Genomic DNA, 20,847 nt, shown 5'->3' with positions numbered 1-20,847 from the left:
ATGTTCCCAAAAATTATGAATGACGATAACTTTTACAATAAAGACGTCACGCGAGAAGAGTGGCCCCAGAACCTTTCTCAGGATGACCACCATCGTTCCGGAATCCGATTTGCCCGGCGGGTAAGACTGCCGCGGATGTTCGGGTTAGCGGCGATGTTTTTCCCCATCGCAGGTGCGCTGGTCGCCCAGTCTCCGCCTGGAATCTGGTGGCTGGTGCTGGTGGGTTGGGCGTTTGTCTGGCCACATCTCGCCTGGCAGCTGGCTTACCGCGCCGCCGATCCACGAGCCAGCGAAATAAAGAACCTGAAAGTCGATGCCATTATGGCGGGGATCTGGATGGGGCTGATGGGGCTGAATGTACTTCCCACGGCGGCACTGACAATAATGATAGGCATGAATCTGGTGGGGGCAGGGGGCGTTAAATTGTTCACTGCTGGTGCAACCATGACGATTATTGCGGCCCTGATCACCCTGAAACTCACCGGCGTCTCCCCCACCTTTACCCTCTCTTCGCAGGAACTCTGGCTGGCGCTGCCGGCGATGGTTCTCTACCCGATCTACTTTGCCTGGGTCAGCTATCAGACCGCCATCCGTCTGGCAGAGCACAAGCGCCGCCTGGAGCTGATGAGCACCCGCGACGGTATGACCGGCGTGTTTAACCGGCGTCACTGGGAAATTTTATTGCGTAATGAATACGACACCTGTCGGCGCAGCCATCGCGAGGCGGCGATCCTGATTATCGATATCGATCATTTCAAGAGTATCAACGATACCTGGGGGCATGATGTGGGCGATGAGGCGATCATTGCCGTCACCCGACAGTTGCAACTAGCGTTGCGCGCCGGGGATCTTATCGGGCGCTTCGGTGGTGACGAATTTGCAGTGATCATGAGCGGCACGCCAGCGGAGAGTGCCATTGCGGCCATGTCGCGTGTCCATGAGCGGCTGGCAACCTTAACGCTAGCCTGCGCGCCGCAGGTACGACTGCGGATAAGCGTTGGTGTGGCAACGTTAACGCCTGAATTTGGCCATTATCGCGAGTGGCTAAAAGCCGCCGATGTGGCGCTCTACAAAGCGAAAAATGCCGGACGCAACCGCACCGAAGTGGCAGCCTGACGCCCGGCTCGCGTCATCAGGATTTGCTGAGACTCTCTGATTTTTCCATGCACTTATTCATCGCTTCAATCACCGCCGAGCGGAATCCGCGCTCTTCGAGAACGCGCACGGCTTCGATGGTGGTGCCGCCCGGTGAACAAACCATGTCTTTCAGTTCGCCTGGATGTTTACCCGTTTCCAGCACCATTTTGGCGGAGCCCATTACCGCCTGCGCGGCAAATTTGTAAGCCTGCGCGCGCGGCATTCCGCCGAGCACGGCGGCATCGGCCATCGCTTCGATAAACATGAATACATACGCAGGCGCGGAACCGCTGACGCCCACCACCGGATGGATCATCGATTCGGCAATCACTTCTGCTTCGCCAAAGCAGCGGAAAATGTTCAGCACATCGGCCACGTCTTCTGCTGTTACCAGCGCGTTAGGCGTCACGGAGGTCATTCCCGCATTGACCAGCGACGGCGTGTTCGGCATCGCGCGGACAATTTTTCGGTCGTGGCCCAGGGCGCGTGCCAGCTGATCGAGCGTCACGCCTGCCGCAATGGAGACCACCAGCGTGTCTTTGTTCAGGCTGGAGGTGATGTCGCTCAGCACTTTAATCATGATGTTAGGTTTAACGGCGCCAAAGACGATGTCGGCAATCTGTGCGACATCCTGTGCGCTTTCGGCGGCATTAATGCCGTATTCATCATGCAGCGCGGCAACTTTATCCGGTGACGGGGTATAGACCCAAATCTGCCCTGGCAATACCTGACCGCTGGCAATCAAACCGCCGAGAATGGCTTTTCCCATATTGCCGCAGCCGATAAAACCGATTTTTTTGTCCATCACGTCTCTCCGTTATTATCCGTTGTGAGTTCTGATTTATAGCTTAACAACGAAAAGCAGGCGACAATAGCCACCAATGTCATCCAGGGGAGAAACTATGGCGATTTGGGTGGATGCGGATGCGTGTCCGAATGTGATTAAAGAGATTTTATTCCGCGCGGCTGAGCGCGTGCAGATGCCGCTAACGCTGGTGGCAAACCAGAATCTGCGTATTCCGCCGTCGAAATTTATCCGTTCAATGCGCGTTCCGGCCGGGTTTGACGTGGCGGATAACGAAATTGTGCGCCTGTGTAGCCCTGAGGATTTGGTGATTACTGCCGATATTCCTCTGGCGGCAGAGGTGCTGGAGAAAGGCGCAGCGGCGCTGAATCCGCGCGGTGAACGCTACTCACCGGCGACGATCCGCCAAAAACTGACCATGCGTGATTTTATGGATACCCTGCGCGCCAGCGGTGTGCAGACCGGTGGGCCGGATTCGCTCTCGCAGCGTGACCGCCAGCAGTTCGCGGCCGAGCTGGATAAATGGCTGCTGGAAGTGAAGCGCCGTACTGCGTAATGATAAGCATTGCTGTTTTGTGATATAGTGTGGCAACCGCAGGGTTGTCATCGCCTGGTGCTTTACAGTAAAGTTGACGTACCCGCTCATGCAATAATTTCTTTACAGAGAACAAGCGTTAAAAGCACGCCTGACGCTCTCTGTCATACAAACATAATCTTGTTGTAATCCTATTTTTACAGTTACCTTGCGTACTAGTTTAATGGTATTATTGCTCGTTTTTCGACATTACACACCGCAACCATGCGGTATCAAGGGGAACACCTGGCTATGACCCAACCCATCTTTTTAGTTGGCCCCCGTGGCTGCGGTAAAACGACCGTCGGCCTTGAACTGGCGCGTGTCAGTCAGAGTCAGTTTGTCGATACCGATCACTGGCTGCAAACTCAGGCCCGCCAGACCATTGCCGAGATTGTCGAAAAAGAAGGCTGGGAAAGTTTCCGCGCGCGTGAAAGCGACACGCTGGAAGCGGTAACCGCACCGTCGACCATCATTGCTACCGGCGGCGGCATTATCCTCGCAGAGCGTAATCGCCAGTTTATGCGCGAGAAAGGGATTGTGATTTACCTGTGCGCGCCCGTGTCTACGCTGGTGGAGCGCCTGGAAGCATTCCCGGAAGAGGGGCAACGCCCGACGCTGACCGGGAAACCAATCAGCGAAGAGGTGAGCGAGATCCTCGCCGAACGCGACGCCCTGTACCGCGAAGCGGCGCACCACGTGATCGACGCCGCACAGTCGCCGGAACAGGTCGTAAATCAGATTGTTACCGCCCTGCGTTTGGCTTGCGCCAGCTAGCAGGCGTCTATACTCATAGTTTAGCCGTTAAAAAAGGATGAACTATGCCAACCAGACCGCCATACCCACGTGAAGCGCGCATTGTCACTATTGAAAAAGGCACCGGTGCCCAAACCGTGACCTGGTATCAACTGCGTGCGGACCACCCAAAGCCGGACTCCCTGATCAGCGAACATGAAACTGAGCAGGAAGCGCTGGATGCCAAGCGCCGCTACGAAGATCCTGAAAAGTCCTGATACAAATCTGAAATCGATAACAACCGTGCCTGAATCACACTTTTAACTCAGCGTGAATGTTAAGTGGGGGTTAATATTTAGTTATTACAGTGAGATTCAGACCGGGCGTTGGATCTTTACATTTCGGTGTAGGGATATGCTGCTACGCTTTTGACCTGTTTAAGCTGAAACAAGAACCGCGCAGCGTATTGAGCTTGTGCCTGTATTATCGCAATGGTAGTGAAGAAAGGCGAAAACGATGAAGGCAACATTGGCGATCCTCACCATCGGGGTGGTCCCTGTCAGCGAAGTGTTACCGCTCTTAACTGAGCATGTCTCCGAACAGCAAATCACCCATCTTAGCCTGCTCGGCAAGATGAGTCGGGAAGAGGTCATGGAAGACTACGCACCTGCAAATAATGAGGTGACCCTACCGACATTGTTAAGCGACGGTAAACTCGCGCATGTTTCACATCACAAAATCGAGCGTGCTTTACAGGGCGTGATCGAAGTGCTCGATAATCAAGGATATGACGTCATCCTGTTAATGAGCACCGCCCCGATTTCGGGTCTTATGGCGCGAAACGCTATCCTCCTTGAACCGATGCGGATTATCCCTCCGCTGGTGGCCTCGATTGTCGACGGGCATCAGGTCGGGGTAATTGTGCCGATTGCAGAGCTGCTGGAGAACCAGATAGCGAAGTGGAAAGTCCTGCAAAAACCGCCGCTGTTTGCGCTGGCAAATCCGATCTGGGATAGCGAAGCCAAACTGATATCGGCAGGACGTGAACTGCTGGAGCAGGGCGCTGACGTTTTGATGCTCGATTGTCTCGGTTTTCACCAGCGACATCGTGATTTGTTGCAAAAGGCCCTCGATGTACCGGTGCTGCTCTCGAACGTTCTGGTAACCCGTCTGGCGTCTGAATTACTGGCCTGATGATTTTGCGTGACAGGCACGGAGGATGGCCCCTATAGTAGATTTTTATCCAAAGACATAAGGGCCAGTTCATGCTTTCGAGTAACGAATACTTTTCCGGTAAAGTGAAATCCATTGGTTTTACCAGCAGCAGTACTGGCCGTGCCAGTGTGGGCGTTATGGCTGAAGGGGAATATACCTTTGGTACCGCAGAGCCTGAAGAGATGACGGTGATCAGCGGCGCGCTGAACGTGCTGTTGCCTGGCGAAACCGAATGGAAGGCGTACACCGCCGGAGAAGTCTTCAACGTCCCTGGCCACAGCGAGTTCAACCTGCAGGTTGCAGAGCCAACCTCTTATCTGTGCCGTTATCTGAAATAAAAAAAGGCCGGGTAGCGTTGATGCTGACCCGGCCTGCTTTTCTGATTTGAGAATTTAGCGCTGCGCTTCGCCGCCTAAACCTTCCACCAGATTCTGAATCAATGCCGCCAGCTCACCCGTCATCAGGATAAAGTCCGCATCAAAACGCTGGGCGAAATCTTCACGATCGATATCTTCGTTTTGATCGCGCAACTCATCGCAGAACTTCAGACGCTTAATCGAGCCATCGTCGCACATCACGAACTGAATGCGCTGCTGCCAGTCGAGTGCCAGCTTGGTCACCAGTTTGCCGGCTTCGATATGGACTGCGATTTCGTCGCAGACCAGATCCTGCTTCTTCGCGCGGATCACGCCGCCATCTTCGAGGATCGCTTTTAGCTCGGCTTCGTCCAGCAGTTGGAAACCTTGCGCCGCACTACCGCTGCGTACCCATTCGGTGAGGGTCAGTTCAATCGGATTTTCCATCGCCAGCGGAACCACCGGCAGCGAGCCCAGGCTTTTACGCAGCAGAGCCAGCGTATCTTCTGCTTTCTTGGCGCTGGCGCAGTCCACCATGATCAGACCGTTCACGGTGTCGATCCACATCATGGTCTGGCTGAATCGGCTAAAGGCGCGAGGCAGCAGAGAGTGCAGCACTTCATCCTTCAGGGAATCTTTTTCCGTTTTTTTCAGCTTGCGGCCCTGTTCGGCCTCCAGCTTGAAGATCTTCGCTTCCAGCGCCTGCTTCACCACCGGTGACGGCAGGATTTTCTGTTCCTGGCGCGCGCAAAGAATGATTTGACCATTGGTTGACGAGTGGGTCAGCGCATCGCTTTGAGAACCCATCGGAGAAACCCAACCGGTTTTTGCCATATCCTGGCTACCGCATGGGGTAAAGGTGTAAGCGGCTAACTGTTTTTCCATCTCTTCCGCACGCAGCGAAACGTCGCGGCTGAGACGGTAAACCATCAAATTTTTGAACCACAGCATGATAATTTCCACGGCCTTGTCGTTAAATCAGCGGGCATGATAACGAATTGTGGCAGTGCTTGCATTGCTAATCGGGTAGCCTGCTTCTACTCTGTTGATAATCAAAATAATGAGGAGAGTCCTGTGCGTATTGGTATTGATTTGGGCGGCACCAAAACAGAAGTCATTGCGCTGAGCGATCGCGGCGAGCAACTCTTTAGACATCGTCTTCCGACGCCACGTGACGACTACCAGCAGACTATCGAAACCATCGCACAGCTGGTGGACATGGCGGAAAAAGCCACAGGGCAGACCGGCTCGGTTGGGATGGGGATTCCAGGCTCGATTTCGCCTTACACTGGCGTGGTAAAAAACGCGAATTCCACTTGGCTCAACGGTCTGCCGTTTGATAAAGATCTGAGCGCGCGCCTGAACCGCGAAGTGCGGCTGGCAAATGACGCCAACTGCCTTGCTGTCTCTGAAGCGATTGACGGCGCGGCGGCGGGCGCACAGACGGTATTTGCGGTCATTATCGGCACCGGCTGCGGTGCAGGCGTGGCCTTCAACGGTCACGCCCATATCGGCGGCAACGGGACGGCGGGCGAGTGGGGGCACAATCCGCTGCCGTGGATGGACGAAGACGAACTGAAATACCGCGCCGAAGTGCCATGCTATTGCGGCAAACAGGGCTGTATCGAAACCTTCATCTCCGGGACCGGATTTGCCACCGACTACCGCCGCCTGAGCGGACAACCGCTCAAGGGCAACGAAATTATGCGTCTGGTAGAAGAACAGGATGCGGTGGCCGAACTGGCGCTGAGCCGCTATGAAATGCGCCTGGCGAAATCCCTGGCGCACGTGGTGAACATTCTCGACCCGGATGTGATCGTGCTGGGCGGCGGGATGAGCAACGTCGACCGTATCTACACCACGGTTCCGCAGCTGGTGAAGCAGTGGGTCTTCGGCGGTGAATGCGAAACGCCGATCCGCAAAGCGGTACACGGGGATTCCAGCGGCGTGCGTGGCGCGGCGTGGTTGTGGCCTAACTGATCGTCCGTTGTATTCTGCTGTGAAAAAGCCTGATGTAAATGTCAGGCTTTTTATTTTATCAGGAATGATAAGCGTTGCTGATAAATAGGTTTACATGGACTGTGTGTTTACATCGATATTGCATTTAAAGAAGATGAAATAATCTTTGCAGTGAACAGTCGCGGTGCTGGTCACTAGCATGCTTTTCTGCGATGGATTAACCGGAATAGAAACAGATTTTGACGTGCCGATATTGACACAGCCTTGTAATAAGAAAGCGGCAATCACCAACGAAATACAACTTGTTTTTTTCATTATAAGCCTCTCAAAATCTCAGTACGTTTTGCCTGGTATTCTTTGGTACTAATAAGTTTCTGAGACTTTAACTTATCCAGTTCTTCCAGTCGGGTTGCCACGGTTTCGTTGGCGGCAGGTGCTGGCGCTGCAACGGATGCCGTTGCGGGCGCATTTTCCATCACCCCAACCGGCGTCATGTCTAGATTCACTTTGCAGGTGATAATAAACAGAATATCTTTGCAGCGTGCGGTGGCATTAGTATCAACAACAATATGATCGGCGCCGGGTTGTGGTGTGACCTGAATAGTTTTAGTGGTGGATACCGTTGCACAACCAGCCAGAGCAATCGGTAATAACACAGGAAGAAAATAGCGCATAAAGCCCTCAGTCAAATGTTGCTCCCGACCTGTGAATAATATCCACTGACCTGAATAAGCAAGATAATAAGAAACAAGAAATCAACCACAACGGAAAGGTGGGTAATATGCGAGTTAGAAATATCTTATGGGAGCGAAAAACGTCGCCATAGGGTAAGTAATATTGAAAATGGCTTTTTGATCGCCGTCACACTTTTTGCGATTTGTAATCCCCTGACATAAAAGAATGGGGGCCGGAAAGCCCCCATTGATCGCGCTTACTCCACCGCAAAGGCTCTGTCTAACTTGCTGTAGCCCAGCCCGTTAATTTTCTTCACTTTGATCTGCACCGGTATACGCTCTTTCATCGCCTCGACATGGCTGATGACGCCGATGGTTTTACCCGTGGCGTTCAGGGCATCGAGCGCATCGAGCGCCGTATCCAGCGTTTCGCTGTCCAGCGTACCAAAGCCCTCATCAAGGAACAGGGAATCTATTCGCGTTTTATGGCTCACCAGATCGGACAGCGCCAGCGCCAGCGCAAGGCTTACCAGGAAACTCTCCCCGCCGGAGAGGGTGCGCGTATCGCGCACGGCGTCGGCCTGCCAGGTATCGACCACTTCCAGCTCCAGCGCATCGCTGGCCTTGCGTTGCAGCAGATAGCGCCCGTGCAGGCGGTTGAGCTGCTGGTTGGCCAGCCACACCAGATTATCGAGGGTCAGCCCCTGGGCAAATTTACGGAATCGGTCGCCGGTGCTGGAACCGATCAGCGCGTTCAGATATCCCCAGTCATCCGCAAGACGCGCGGCCTCTTCAATCTGCTGCATCAAGCCCTGCTGATGAAGACGGTTATCGCTATCCTGCTTCAGCTGCTGGCGGATCTCGCCCTGACGCGTCGTATTTTCGCGCAGCTGCTGTGCCAGTTGCTGTAATTGCGCCTGCAATGCCTGTACGTCCAGATCCGCCGGCAGCGCTTCCGGTTGCTTTTCCATATGCTCCAGACGCTGCTGATCCGCCTGTAAGGCCAGCGCAGAAGATTGCTGGAGCTGTTGTTCCAGCGTGTGTTTCAGCTGTTCCAGCTTGCGCACGGTATCGCCATCAAGCAGTGCGGCAAGGAACGCGGCTTCACTGGCAAAACTGCTCTCCTGGAGCGCAGTAGCAAACTGGGTTTGCAGCTGTGCCAGACGCTCGCGATCGCTCTGCTCCTGCTGTTGCAGGGTGGCGAGCTGGCTTTGCAGGGAGATGCAGTCGTTGTGAATATCGCGCCAGTTGTCGGGGACCGGCTCGTCCGCCGTTTCATCTTCGGATGCGGGCAGCGTATCGAGAAGCGGCATCAGGGCGTTCATTTGTTCCTGAAGGGCCGTGAGCTGCTTCTGTTTTTCCTGCCACTCATTCGATTCGGTTTCACGCTGTGCCAGCCACGCGCTCTCTTCGCCCTCTTGCGGCGCGGTGAGGGCGAGCGGCGTTAATGCGCTCAGCAAGGTCTGGCGCTGGGTATCAATCTGCTGCTGAATCTGGTGAATCTGCTGTTCCAGTTCGTTGAGCTGATTCTGCAAGGCCAGGCGTTGGCTGAGCTGATACAGCTGGCGCTCGTACTGCTCCTGCTCCTCCAGCCAGGGGGCAATATCTTCCTGAATGTTCAGACTCGCCTTCAGTGACGCGCACACCGACTGCCACTCCTGTGTGAGCGCTTGCTCCTCCTGAGTGAGCGTCAGGGTTTCTGCGGCTTCGCGCTCACGCTGGTCTATCAGCGCTTTCAGCTGTCCGCGCAGCAACAGTCCCTCTTCTTCAAGCCGTTTCACTTCGGCGTGCAGTTCATCGCGGCGACGTTGGTTAGCGCTAACCTCCAGCGCCTGATAATGCGCCACGGCAGGATGTTCGGTTGCACCGCACAGCGGGCAGGGTTTACCCGCCTCGAGGCTGGCGCGGTGCGCCTCCAGACCCTTGATCAGCGCTTCCTGTTCGCACAGGGTTTTCAGATCCAGATAGTGCTGGTTTTTCTCTTTGTACTGCTGGCGTCGCGCAGCCAGGGTTTGATCAAGCGTGGCCTGCGCGGCCAGGTCTTTTTCCTGCGTTGCCCGCATCTGTAACAGCCGTTTTTGCAGCGGCTGATAGCGGGCATGCAGTGTGGCGAGACGCTGACGCGTCGGGCGATACTGCACCTGATGCTCTAGCGCCTGGGCGGTCTCTTCTGCGGATAGCGTCAGGGGAGTGAGTGGCAGCGCGGCCAGTTTTTGTTGCAGTTCAGTCAGACGCTTACCCAGCGCCGCTGCCTGAGATTTATCCCGCTGCTGCTGGGTAAATAACGCGCGCCAGCCGCCAATGTGCTGACTCAACAGACCGAAGTGGTTGTGTTCGTCGATCCAACTGGCGAGCGATTTGTGCTGTGACTGGAGCCGCTCTGCCTCACGCATTGCGCCGTTACGGATCCGCGCCCGCTGGCCCTTGCGTGAAAGTAAGCGAGTATTTACTTCGAAAATCTGCTGCTGCGTGCGGGTGAGCGTTGACGCCTGCTCCTGCTGACGGTCCCAGAGCGGGCGCAGCGCCAGCGCAGGTTGCGCCTGCTGCAGTTTAAGCAGTTCCGGTTGGGCGTCGGCCTGAGCCTGTAACGCCTGTTGATGTGCCGATTGCGCGCGCAGCTGTTCATGCGCCAGCTCTTCGCTGCGCACCAGCCACTGATGTTGTGCCTGGCGGTTTTGCTGTTCACTGAGCAGCGTTTTTTCTTCGTCAGTCAGTGCTTGCAAACCCTGATGGAGCTGCTGCTGTTGCTCTTCGCTCAGCAGCACCACGCCTGCCGCCTGCGCTTCGCGCATCTCCAGCTCGGTTCTTGCCGTTTTGTGTTTTTCAAACACCATGGCGGAGATTTGGCCGTAAATCTCGGTGCCGGTCAGCTCTTCCAGCAGCTCGGCGCGCTCTTTGGGTTTGGCATTTAAAAACGCCGCGAACTGCCCCTGGGACAGCAGCATCGAACGGGTGAAACGGCCATAATCCAGCCCGGTCAGGGAGGCGGTCAGATCGAGTTTATCTTTCACCTTATCGGCGAGAATTTTGCCGTCTTCGCACCGGGCAAGCTCCACGCGCGGTGCCTGTAAGTTCCCGTCCGGCTGGTTACGGGCGCGGTTCTGGCTCCAGAATGCGCGATAGGCCACGCCTTTCACTTCGAACTCCACTTCGGCGAGGCACTCCGCCGTGTCGCGGGTCATGAGATCGTTTTGCGATTGCGACACCGTGTTCAGACGCGGTGTCTCGTGGTACAGCGCCAGGCAGATGGCATCGAGCAGGGTCGTTTTACCCGCACCGGTCGCGCCCGTTATAGCAAACAGGCCGTTGCTGGCAAACGGCTCGGCGGTGAAGTCGATTTTCCACTCGCCCTTCAGGGAGTTGAGGTTTTTCAGACGCAGGCTGAGAATTTTCATGCGTTGTTTTCCTCGTCATGCAGCGCGTGCAGGGTCTGGGTAAAGAGTTCGTTGAGGCGCGTGCGCTGTGCGTCGTCTAGCGCTTCCTGCGCCAGGCGGCGCTCAAATACCTCTTCCACGTTTAATTCGCTGAGGGTTTCGCGCTGCGCGCTTAAGAGAATTTTCTCGCGCTGTTCGCGGCTGCGGCGTACCAGCAACACCTCAACCGGCAGATCGTCGGTCAGGGGCTGAATTTTGCGCTGCATGTCGTGCAGATATTCATCGGTGCTGATTTCAATATCCAGCCAGACGGGAGGCGACTGTTCCACGCCGCGCCACTGTTCAAGTTGCGCAGAAATGGCGGCCAGATCGCCTTTGAGCATCGCCAGCGGTTGTGTCACCGGTACGGTTAACGTCTCAACCGCGCTCAGTTTGCCCTCGGCAAAACTCACCAGATGCACGCTTTTGCCTTTGCCGGTTTCATCAAAGCTGAGGGATATCGGTGAGCCGCAGTAGCGGATATGCTCGCAGCCGCCAATGATCTGCGCGCGGTGAATGTGACCGAGCGCGATGTAATCCGCTGGCGGGAAATTCTGTGCCGGGAACGCATCAAGCGTACCAATATAAATCTCGCGCACCGCGTCACTTTTGCTGGCACCGACGGTGGTCAGATGCCCGGTGGCAATGACCGGCAGCGGCGCATCACCGCGCAGCGCACAGGCCTCGGCGTACTGCTGGTGATAATAGTCAGTGATGGCCTGCAGCAGATGCTGCTGTTTTTCGCCGCCGGAAAGCCCCGCCTGGCTCTGAACGATGTCACGCGGGCGTAAAAAAGGAATCGGGCAAAGCACGGCGCCTGGCGTTCCGTCGCGTTTTTTGAGGATTTGCGGGGCATGTCCGGCGTTTGCCACTACAGTGGTATTCAGAAACGCAAGAATATCGCGGGATTCGTTGAGCGTGGCGACGGAATCGTGGTTGCCCGCGACGATCACCAGATGACAGCCTGTTTGCTGCAGATTGACCACGAAGCGGTTATACAGCTCACGCGCATAGCTCGGCGGCGAGCCGGTATCAAAAATGTCCCCGGCAACGATGATCGCGTCCACCTCCTGCGACTGCGCCGTCTCCAGCAGCCAGTTCAGGAACGCTTCATGTTCGGCGGCGCGACTTTTGCTGTAAAAATTTTGCCCCAGATGCCAGTCCGAGGTGTGGAGTATGCGCATAACAGTTCCATGGCAAAAAAGGGTGAAGGGGATTATAAGCTTTCAGGGGCTGGAAAATAACCGCTGTAATAAAACAACAGTTTGCCATTCATGGTGGTAATGTTTTTCATAAATCTGTCATAAATCTGACGCATAATGGCGCCGCATTACAAACTGATACTTTAATAAGACAGGGCAAAGTATGGCGAGACGTATTCTGGTCGTAGAAGATGAAGCTCCGATTCGCGAAATGGTGTGCTTCGTGCTCGAACAAAATGGCTTCCAGCCGGTTGAGGCGGAAGATTATGACAGCGCGGTGAATCAACTCAACGAACCCTGGCCCGATTTGATTCTGCTTGACTGGATGTTGCCCGGCGGTTCTGGCCTGCAATTTATCAAGCACATTAAACGCGAAGCGATGACCCGCGATATCCCGGTGGTAATGTTGACGGCGCGCGGTGAAGAGGAAGATCGCGTGCGCGGTCTTGAGACCGGCGCGGATGATTACATCACCAAGCCGTTCTCGCCGAAAGAGCTGGTGGCGCGTATCAAAGCCGTCATGCGCCGTATTTCGCCGATGGCGGTGGAAGAGGTGATCGAAATGCAGGGCTTAAGCCTCGACCCGACCTCGCATCGCGTGATGACCGGCGAAAATCCGCTGGATATGGGCCCGACAGAATTCAAACTTTTGCACTTCTTTATGACTCACCCGGAACGCGTCTACAGCCGCGAACAGTTGCTGAATAACGTCTGGGGGACTAACGTCTATGTCGAAGACAGGACGGTCGATGTCCATATTCGCCGCTTGCGTAAAGCGCTGGAACACAGCGGCCACGATCGTATGGTGCAGACGGTCCGCGGTACAGGTTATCGCTTTTCGACACGTTTCTGAACAATGACAGGAGTGTGACGCGTGCTGGAACGTCTGTCATGGAAAAGGCTCGTTTTTGAACTGATCTTATGTTGTATTCCCGCCGCCATTCTGGGGGCGATTTTTGGTTATCTGCCGTGGTTTTTACTGGCGGCAGTGACCGGCCTGCTGGTCTGGCATTTCTGGAATTTACTGCGTCTCTCCTGGTGGTTGTGGGTCGATCGCAGCATGACGCCACCGCCCGGTAGCGGCAGCTGGGAGCCGTTGCTTTACGGCTTGCATCAGATGCAGATGCGAAATAAAAAGCGCCGTCGTGAGCTTGGAAGCCTGATCAAACGCTTTCGCAGCGGCGCCGAATCGCTGCCGGATGCGGTGATTCTGACCACCGAAGAAGGGACGATGTTCTGGTGTAATGGCCTGGCACAACAGCTGCTGGGGCTGCGCTGGCCGGACGATAACGGCCAGAATATCCTCAACCTACTGCGTTATCCTGAATTCACCCTGTATCTGAAAAAACGCGACTTTACCCGCCCGCATAATCTGGTGCTGAACAATGGCCGTCACCTTGAGTTTCGCGTGATGCCCTACAGCGATCAGCAGTGGCTGATGGTGGCGCGCGATGTGACCCAGATGCACCAGCTCGAAGGGGCGCGGCGTAACTTCTTTGCCAACGTCAGCCACGAGCTGCGTACGCCGCTGACGGTGCTGCAGGGGTATCTGGAGATGATGCAGGAGCAGACGCTGGAGGGGGCGCCGCGAGAGAAAGCGCTGCACACCATGCGCGAGCAAACGCATCGCATGGAAGGGCTGGTGAAGCAGCTGCTTACCCTGTCAAAAATTGAAGCGGCACCGACGCTGGCGATGAATGAAACCATCGACGTGCCGATGATGCTGCGGGTGGTTGAGCGGGAAGCCCAGACCCTGAGCCACAAAAGGCACCAGTTCACTTTCGAGCTGGACAGCAGTCTGAAGGTGCTCGGCAGCGAGGACGAACTGCGCAGCGCGATTTCAAACCTGGTCTATAACGCGGTGAACCATACGCCAGAGGGCACGCAGATTATTGTGCGCTGGCAGCGCGTCCCGACGGGGGCGGAGTTTAGCGTCGAGGACAACGGTCCGGGGATTGGACCGGAGCATATTCCGCGTCTGACCGAGCGTTTCTATCGCGTGGATAAAGCGCGTTCGCGGCAGACCGGCGGCAGCGGGCTGGGGCTGGCGATTGTTAAGCACGCCGTGAATCACCACGACAGCCGCCTTGATATTCAGAGTACGCCGGGCAAAGGCACGCGCTTCAGTTTCGTTATCCCGGAACGTTTAATTGCCAAAAAAAGTGCCTGACAGCGTGTGTGTCAGCCCTCCTTTCCACAGGCCAGCGTATGCTGGCCTGTTTGCTTTGCAGTCAAGCGAAACGTGAATGAATTTTATACGGCTGTTGCTTTTTTGTTCGCATGATTAGCCATGAGTTTTTCTTAACCTTAGAGGATTGTTCTGGTCTGAATTTTCATGCTGGCATATTGTTCTGGTTTTCAGATCCCTCCTTGCCTTTAAACGTTATAAGCGTTTAAATTGCGCCCCATATACTGTCATACCGACTGTATTTACGTGGTAAATCGAAAAACTATTCTTCGCCACGGCATGACGGGAGCATATCCCGCTGAAATTGAGTAAATTTTCCGCTGTATCGTCCCCTTTGGGATGGCGAAAATCTCAACGTTTTCAACACCACATCCACAGGCAGTAAGGTTCTATGACCCATCATTTAAAATCGCGTGACATCATCGCGCTGGGCTTTATGACTTTTGCGCTGTTCGTCGGCGCAGGTAACATCATTTTTCCTCCTATGGTTGGCCTGCAGGCGGGTGAACACGTCTGGACAGCGGCGATTGGCTTCCTGATTACTGCGGTCGGTCTTCCGGTTCTGACCGTGATCGCGCTGGCGAAAGTCGGCGGCGGCGTGGACAGCCTCAGCACCCCGATCGGTAAAGTGGCGGGCGTTCTGCTGGCAACTGTGTGCTATCTGGCGGTGGGTCCACTGTTTGCGACCCCGCGTACTGCAACGGTCTCCTTCGAAGTGGGGATTGCTCCCCTGACCGGTGACGGCGCGCTGCCGCTGCTGATTTACAGCCTGGTCTACTTCGCGCTGGTGATTCTGGTCTCCCTCTATCCGGGCAAACTGCTGGATACCGTGGGTAACTTCCTCGCGCCAATGAAAATTCTTGCGCTGATCGTGCTGGCCGTTGCAGCCATCATGTGGCCAGCAGGCCCGATCAGCGAGTCGCTGGACGCCTACAAAACGGCGGCCTTCTCGAACGGCTTTGTGAACGGCTATCTGACCATGGACACCATGGGCGCGATGGTCTTTGGTATCGTCATCGTTAACGCCGCGCGCTCTCGCGGTGTAACCGAAGCGCGTCTGCTGACCCGCTACACCATCTGGGCTGGCCTGATGGCGGGTGTCGGTCTGACGCTGCTGTATCTGGCGCTGTTCCGTCTGGGCTCTGATAGCGCGACGCTGGTCGATCAAAACGCGAACGGTGCGGCGATCCTCCATGCCTACGTTCAGCACACCTTCGGCGGAGCGGGGAGCTTCCTGCTGGCGGTACTGATTTTCCTGGCCTGTCTGGTGACGGCAGTTGGCCTGACCTGCGCCTGTGCAGAGTTCTTCGCCCAGTATATTCCGCTGTCATACCGCACGCTGGTGTTCATCCTTGGCGGCTTCTCAATGGCGGTTTCTAACCTTGGTCTGAGCCACTTGATTCAGGTCTCCATTCCTGTGCTGACCGCGATTTATCCGCCGTGTATCGTGCTGGTGGTGCTGAGCTTTACTCGTCCCTGGTGGAACAATTCCTCGCGAATTATTGCCCCAACGATGTTTATCAGCCTGCTTTTTGGTATCCTTGACGGGATTAAAGCATCCGCATTCGGTGGGATCCTGCCAGCCTGGACACAGCGTCTGCCGCTGTCAGAGCAAGGCCTGGCCTGGTTAATGCCGACCGTTGTCGCACTGGTTCTGGCTATTATCTGGGACCGTGCAGCAGGGCGTCAGGTGACTTCCAGCGCGCATTAATCAACGACAAATTGTTTAACCACGGGGCTTATGGCCCCGTGGTTTTTTGTTTTTTTCGAGTTGAATGGCAAGATTTAAATGGAAAGCACGAACAAACTCAAACGTGGGCTAAGTACCCGCCACATTCGTTTCATGGCGCTTGGCTCGGCAATCGGGACAGGCCTTTTTTATGGCTCGGCAGATGCCATCAAAATGGCCGGACCCAGCGTGCTGCTGGCGTACATTATCGGCGGCGTCGCGGCCTATATCATCATGCGCGCGCTGGGTGAAATGTCGGTACACAATCCGTCAGCCAGCTCTTTCTCGCGCTATGCCCAGGAAAACCTCGGCCCGCTGGCGGGCTACATTACCGGCTGGACCTACTGTTTCGAAATCTTGATCGTGGCGATAGCCGACGTGACGGCGTTTGGCATCTATATGGGCGTCTGGTTCCCGCTGGTGCCGCACTGGATCTGGGTGCTGAGCGTGGTGCTGATCATCTGCGCCATTAACCTGATGAGCGTAAAGGTCTTCGGTGAGCTGGAGTTCTGGTTCTCCTTCTTCAAAGTGGCGACGATTATCATCATGATTGTGGCGGGCTTTGGCATCATCATCTGGGGGATTGGCAACGGCGGGCAACCGACCGGCATCCACAACCTGTGGAGTAACGGCGGGTTCTTCAGCAACGGCTGGCTGGGGATGGTGATGTCGCTGCAGATGGTGATGTTTGCCTATGGCGGTATCGAAATTATCGGTATCACCGCAGGTGAGGCTAAAGACCCGGAGAAATCCATTCCGCGCGCCATCAACTCCGTACCGATGCGTATCCTGGTGTTCTACGTGGGCACGCTGTTTGTGATTATGTCCATCTATCCATGGAATCAGGTCGGGACTAACGGCAGCCCGTTTGTGCTGACCTTCCAGCACCTGGGCATCGCGTTTGCCGCCAGTATCCTGAACTTTGTCGTGCTCACGGCGTCGTTCTCCGCCATTAACAGCGACGTTTTCGGCGTAGGGCGTATGCTGCACGGCATGGTAGAGCAGGGCAACGCGCCGAAAGTGTTTGCGAAAACCTCTCGTCGCGGCACGCCGTGGGTCACGGTGATGGTGATGACCGTCGCGCTGCTGCTCTCGGTCTATCTGAACTACATCATGCCGGAAAACGTCTTCCTGGTGATTGCGTCTCTGGCAACCTTTGCGACGGTCTGGGTGTGGATCATGATTCTGATTTCGCAGATTGCGTTCCGCCGCCGTCTGCCGCCGGAAGAGGTGAAAGCGCTGAAATTTAAAGTACCGGGCGGCGTCGCGACTACGGTCGTTGGCCTGGTTTTCCTGGTCTTTATCATCGGGCTGATTGGCTATCACCCGGACACCCGTATCTCCCTGTACGTGGGCTTTGCGTGGATTGTTCTGCTGCTGGTGGGATGGGCGTTTAAACGCCGCCGCGAGCGCCAGCTGGCCGAAGCGCAGTAACGTAAAAATGCCGGGTGGCGCTCTGCTTACCCGGCAAACATGCTTTTCGCGATAAAACGCCTCCTCCCTCCACCTCCTCCCCCAATAAACCTTTTCATGATGAGTTATCCTCCACTACGCTGTGGCAAGGTGGCCTCAATTTCATCAAAGGGGATACGTGATGTTGAACGCCTGGCACCTTCCGGTTGCCCCATTTGTTAAGCAAAACAAAGACAACTTAGTGATTACGCTGTGGCTGACGGGAGAAAATCAGCCGGAGCGCGTCATGCTGCGCGCCGAAGTGGATAACGAAGAGACGGCGCTGACCATGCATAAACAGCGCTCGCAGCCGCAGCCGGGCGTCACCGCCTGGCGAGCCACCATTGATCTGTCCCAGGGCCAGCCGCGCCGTCGCTACAGCTTTAAGCTGCTGTGGAATAACCGCCAGCTGTGGTTCACCCCGCAGGGCTTCAGCCGTTTCCCACCCGCACGGCTGGAGCAGTTTGCCGTCGATTACCCGGACAACGGCCCGCAGTGGGTGTACGACCAGGTCTTCTACCAGATCTTCCCTGACCGCTTTTCCCGCAGCCAGCAGCGCACGGCCGATCAGAATCAGGTCTATTTCCACCATGCGGCGGGCCACGACATTATCCGTAAAACCTGGGATGAACCGCTGACGGCGCAGGCCGGTGGATCGACATTTTACGGCGGCGATCTGGACGGGATCAGCGAAAAACTGCCGTACCTGAAAAAACTGGGGGTAACGGCGCTATACCTCAATCCGGTGTTTAAAGCCCCGAGCGTGCATAAATACGATACGGAAGATTATCGCCACGTCGACGAGCAGTTTGGCGGCGACGAGGCGCTGCTGCGCCTGCGGGAGAACACGCATCGTGAAGGGATGCGCCTGATTCTCGACGGCGTGTTTAACCACAGCGGGGATTCCCACGCCTGGTTTGACCGCCACAATCGCGCCACGGGCGGCGCCTGTCACAATCCGGAATCTGCCCAGCGCGACTGGTACAGTTTTAACGAAGAGGGGCGAGCGCTCGACTGGCTGGGCTATCCGAGCCTGCCGAAACTCGATTTTCAGTCCCCAACGCTGGTTGACGAAATCTACGGCGGCGAAGACAGCATCGTGCGCCACTGGCTGAAAGCGCCGTGGAACATGGACGGCTGGCGTCTGGACGTGGTGCATATGCTTGGTGAAGCGGGCGGCGCGAGGAACAATCTTCAGCACGTAACCGGCATTACCCAGGCGGCCAAGGCCGCGCAGCCTGAAGCTTTTGTGTTTGGCGAGCATTTTGGCGATGCGCGCCAGTGGCTACAGGCCGATGCGGAAGACGCGGCGATGAACTACCGTGGATTTACCTTCCCGGTATGGGGATTCCTCGCCAATACCGATATCTCTTACGATCCGCAGCACATCGATGCCCAGACCTGCGTGGCGTGGATGAATAACTATCGCGCAAGTCTGTCCCATCAGCAGCAGTTGCGGATGTTTAATCAGCTCGACAGCCACGATACCGCGCGCTTTAAATCGCTGTTAGGTAAAGATGTGGCGCGCCTGCCGCTGGCGGTCACCTGGCTCTTTACCTGGCCGGGTGTACCGTGCATCTACTACGGTGATGAAGTGGGTCTGGATGGCAACAACGATCCGTTCTGCCGCAAAACCTTCCCGTGGGAGAGTGAGAAACAGGACAAAAACCTGCTGGCACTCTATCAGCGCCTGGCGAAACTGCGTAAGCACAGCCAGGCGCTGCGCTACGGCGGCTGTAAGGTGGTCTATGCCCACGACAACGTGGTGGTGTTTGCCCGCGTCTATAACCAGCAGCGCGTGCTGGTGGCGATTAACCGCGGGGAGGCCTGTGAGGTGGTGCTGGACGACTCTCCGTTGCTCAATCTCCAGACCTGGTTACTGAAAGAGGGCAAAGGGGATATCCAGGAGGGCGTGTTGTCTCTGCCTGCCATTTCTGCCACGGTCTGGTTCGGTAATTAGCCCCTTTCTGCAACGGGCATACGCTGCCCGTTGCAGAATATTCCCCAAAGTCGTTCGGTTAAATTAAACAGAGCGGACAAATATCTTTAATATCCCGTCAATCAATTCTCGCTATACTCAATTTGCTTTATCAGTCAGGGCCCGACCACATATCGCACACATTTAGTTTTCTTTTAACGTATTGATTAAAAGGTACATTTATGTCTATCCGCGAACTGATTGACCCATCAAACTCCACGCTTATTTTTATTGATCACCAGCCGCAAATGTCGTTTGGCGTGGCGAATATTGACCGCCAACTCCTCAAGAATAATACGGTTGCACTGGCGAAAGCAGGCAAAATATTTGATGTGCCGGTTATCTACACCTCGGTCGAAACTAAAAGTTTTAGCGGTTATATCTGGCCGGAATTACTGGCTGTTCACCCGGATGTGAAACCGATTGAACGCACCTCGATGAACTCCTGGGAAGATGATGCGTTTGTTGCGGCAGTCAAAGCAACGGGCCGCAAAAAACTCATCATCTCGGCCCTGTGGACCGAAGTGTGCCTAACCTTCCCGGCGCTGATGGCACTGGATGAAGGTTTTGAAGTGTACGTGGTAACTGACACCTCGGGCGGCACTTCTGTCGATGCTCATGAGCGTGCTATCGACCGTATGGTGCAGGCCGGTGCCGTTCCGGTGACCTGGCAGCAGGTACTGCTGGAGTACCAGCGCGACTGGTCTCGCAAAGAGACTTACGACGCGGTAATGGATCTGGTGCGTGAGCACAGCGGAGCTTACGGGATGGGCGTCGATTATGCCTATACCCTGGTTCACGGCGCGCCTGAGCGTAAAGCGTAAATCCCTTCCGGCGGGTTGATTGAACCCGCCATTTTCATCAGACCTGGATACTCTCATGGCGCAAAATTCACATGTGACGCTGGTGATCACCCATACCCTGCTGGCCGGACAGGCGGCGCGATACGAACAGTGGCTGGGCAAAATCATGCCCGTGGCCGCAGAATTTCCCGGACACCTCGGCGCGAACGTGATTCGCCCGACGGAAGGGCAAGATCTGTGGACGGTCATTATCCGCTTCGACACCCTCGAACACCTCTATGCCTGGACGCAGTCCGATACCCGTTCAGTGCTGGTCAAAGAGATTGAACCGCTGCTGGCCGAAGGGGACAAAACGGAAGTGCGCACCGAGGCCGCGTTCTGGTTTACGCCGCCGGAGACGCATGTGCGCAAGCCGAAACAGTGGAAACAGTTTCTGATGACGCTGATGGTGATTTTCCCCAGCACGCTCGTCGTACCGCAACTGACCGGCGCGCTGCTTCCAGGCCTGAAAGGGTCTTTATTCCTGCATTTGCTTAACGATGCTTGTGTGGTCGCGCTGGTGGTCTGGTTGTGGATGCCCATCGTGACCCGCCTGTTCGCCGGGTGGCTGAAAAAAGCCTGATCCGG

General features: G+C 55.7%; 19 protein-coding genes. 14 read left to right on the top strand and 5 right to left on the bottom strand.

The features are described from left to right. Entirely contained in the window at positions 1-1,116 is a 1,116-nt protein-coding gene (gene adrA, locus F153LOC_RS06500; RefSeq protein WP_102104323.1) for a diguanylate cyclase AdrA, read from the top strand. Positions 1,117-1,132: 16 nt separating this feature from the next. On the opposite strand, the gene proC is transcribed toward adrA, so the two are convergent. Further along, entirely contained in the window at positions 1,133-1,942 is an 810-nt protein-coding gene (proC, locus tag F153LOC_RS06495; protein ID WP_102104322.1) for a pyrroline-5-carboxylate reductase, read from the bottom strand. Between the two features lie 97 nt (positions 1,943-2,039). Here proC and F153LOC_RS06490 point away from each other — a divergent pair, with 97 nt between their 5' ends. From F153LOC_RS06490 to ppnP, 5 genes are all read left to right on the top strand, one after another. Next, positions 2,040-2,498, top strand: coding sequence for a YaiI/YqxD family protein (locus tag F153LOC_RS06490; protein ID WP_100777451.1), 459 nt, complete (start codon positions 2,040-2,042; stop codon positions 2,496-2,498). 270 nt (positions 2,499-2,768) lie between these two features. Further along, positions 2,769-3,293, top strand: a complete 525-nt coding sequence (aroL, locus tag F153LOC_RS06485; protein ID WP_102104321.1) for a shikimate kinase AroL — start codon at positions 2,769-2,771, stop codon at positions 3,291-3,293. Between the two features lie 44 nt (positions 3,294-3,337). Continuing rightward, positions 3,338-3,529 carry a protein YaiA gene (yaiA, locus tag F153LOC_RS06480; RefSeq protein ID WP_100777449.1) on the top strand — a complete coding sequence of 64 codons (192 nt, stop codon included), beginning with the start codon at positions 3,338-3,340 and terminating at the stop codon, positions 3,527-3,529. A 238-nt stretch (positions 3,530-3,767) separates the two neighbouring features. Next, positions 3,768-4,445 (top strand): AroM family protein, encoded by a 678-nt coding sequence (locus F153LOC_RS06475; protein WP_102104320.1) that lies wholly within the window; start codon positions 3,768-3,770, stop codon positions 4,443-4,445. A 71-nt stretch (positions 4,446-4,516) separates the two neighbouring features. Next, positions 4,517-4,804 carry a pyrimidine/purine nucleoside phosphorylase gene (ppnP, locus tag F153LOC_RS06470; RefSeq protein WP_100777447.1) on the top strand — a complete coding sequence of 96 codons (288 nt, stop codon included), beginning with the start codon at positions 4,517-4,519 and terminating at the stop codon, positions 4,802-4,804. Between the two features lie 54 nt (positions 4,805-4,858). Here ppnP and rdgC read toward each other — a convergent pair whose 3' ends face one another. Next, positions 4,859-5,773, bottom strand: a complete 915-nt coding sequence (gene rdgC, locus F153LOC_RS06465; RefSeq protein ID WP_102104319.1) for a recombination-associated protein RdgC — start codon at positions 5,771-5,773, stop codon at positions 4,859-4,861. A gap of 123 nt (positions 5,774-5,896) precedes the next feature. On the opposite strand from rdgC, the gene mak reads away from it, so the two are divergent. Continuing rightward, on the top strand, positions 5,897-6,802 hold the full coding sequence (mak, locus tag F153LOC_RS06460; protein ID WP_102104318.1) for a fructokinase: 906 nt from the start codon (positions 5,897-5,899) through the stop codon (positions 6,800-6,802). Between the two features lie 293 nt (positions 6,803-7,095). Here mak and F153LOC_RS06450 read toward each other — a convergent pair whose 3' ends face one another. The 3 genes from F153LOC_RS06450 to sbcD form a co-directional block, all read right to left on the bottom strand. Then, a complete protein-coding gene (locus F153LOC_RS06450; RefSeq protein WP_146003457.1) occupies positions 7,096-7,470 on the bottom strand; it encodes an SHOCT domain-containing protein in 375 nt (124 codons plus the stop codon). A 242-nt stretch (positions 7,471-7,712) separates the two neighbouring features. After that, the gene (gene sbcC / locus F153LOC_RS06445) at positions 7,713-10,850 is read right to left on the bottom strand and encodes an exonuclease subunit SbcC (RefSeq protein WP_102104315.1); all 3,138 of its coding nucleotides are present in this window, start codon (positions 10,848-10,850) and stop codon (positions 7,713-7,715) included. Beyond that, complete coding sequence (gene sbcD / locus F153LOC_RS06440; protein WP_102104314.1) at positions 10,847-12,052, bottom strand: exonuclease subunit SbcD; 1,206 nt, start codon at positions 12,050-12,052, stop codon at positions 10,847-10,849. The genes sbcC and sbcD overlap by 4 nt, the downstream gene beginning before the upstream one ends. Before the next feature lie 181 nt (positions 12,053-12,233). Here sbcD and phoB point away from each other — a divergent pair, with 181 nt between their 5' ends. The 7 genes from phoB to F153LOC_RS06405 all read left to right on the top strand — a co-directional run bounded on the left by phoB (position 12,234) and on the right by F153LOC_RS06405 (position 20,842). Next, positions 12,234-12,923, top strand: coding sequence for a phosphate response regulator transcription factor PhoB (phoB, locus tag F153LOC_RS06435; protein ID WP_095280962.1), 690 nt, complete (start codon positions 12,234-12,236; stop codon positions 12,921-12,923). Positions 12,924-12,944: 21 nt separating this feature from the next. Continuing rightward, positions 12,945-14,240, top strand: coding sequence for a phosphate regulon sensor histidine kinase PhoR (gene phoR, locus F153LOC_RS06430; protein ID WP_102104313.1), 1,296 nt, complete (start codon positions 12,945-12,947; stop codon positions 14,238-14,240). Between the two features lie 409 nt (positions 14,241-14,649). After that, positions 14,650-15,969 (top strand): branched-chain amino acid transporter carrier protein BrnQ, encoded by a 1,320-nt coding sequence (brnQ, locus tag F153LOC_RS06425; RefSeq protein ID WP_100777441.1) that lies wholly within the window; start codon positions 14,650-14,652, stop codon positions 15,967-15,969. A gap of 78 nt (positions 15,970-16,047) precedes the next feature. Next, entirely contained in the window at positions 16,048-17,421 is a 1,374-nt protein-coding gene (gene proY, locus F153LOC_RS06420) for a proline-specific permease ProY (protein WP_102104312.1), read from the top strand. Between the two features lie 160 nt (positions 17,422-17,581). Then, positions 17,582-19,399, top strand: a complete 1,818-nt coding sequence (gene malZ, locus F153LOC_RS06415) for a maltodextrin glucosidase (protein WP_102104311.1) — start codon at positions 17,582-17,584, stop codon at positions 19,397-19,399. A 200-nt stretch (positions 19,400-19,599) separates the two neighbouring features. Further along, positions 19,600-20,241 (top strand): hydrolase, encoded by a 642-nt coding sequence (locus tag F153LOC_RS06410; RefSeq protein ID WP_100777438.1) that lies wholly within the window; start codon positions 19,600-19,602, stop codon positions 20,239-20,241. Positions 20,242-20,296: 55 nt separating this feature from the next. Then, positions 20,297-20,842 (top strand): antibiotic biosynthesis monooxygenase, encoded by a 546-nt coding sequence (locus tag F153LOC_RS06405; RefSeq protein WP_100777437.1) that lies wholly within the window; start codon positions 20,297-20,299, stop codon positions 20,840-20,842. Positions 20,843-20,847 lie beyond the last annotated feature (5 nt).

Origin of the sequence: Lelliottia sp. F153, assembly GCF_002870005.1 — a bacterium.
In the GTDB taxonomy this organism is placed as follows: domain Bacteria; phylum Pseudomonadota; class Gammaproteobacteria; order Enterobacterales; family Enterobacteriaceae; genus Enterobacter; species Enterobacter nimipressuralis.
The sequence above is the reverse complement of the archived record's forward strand: the minus strand, read 5'-3'. Positions and strand labels throughout refer to the sequence as shown.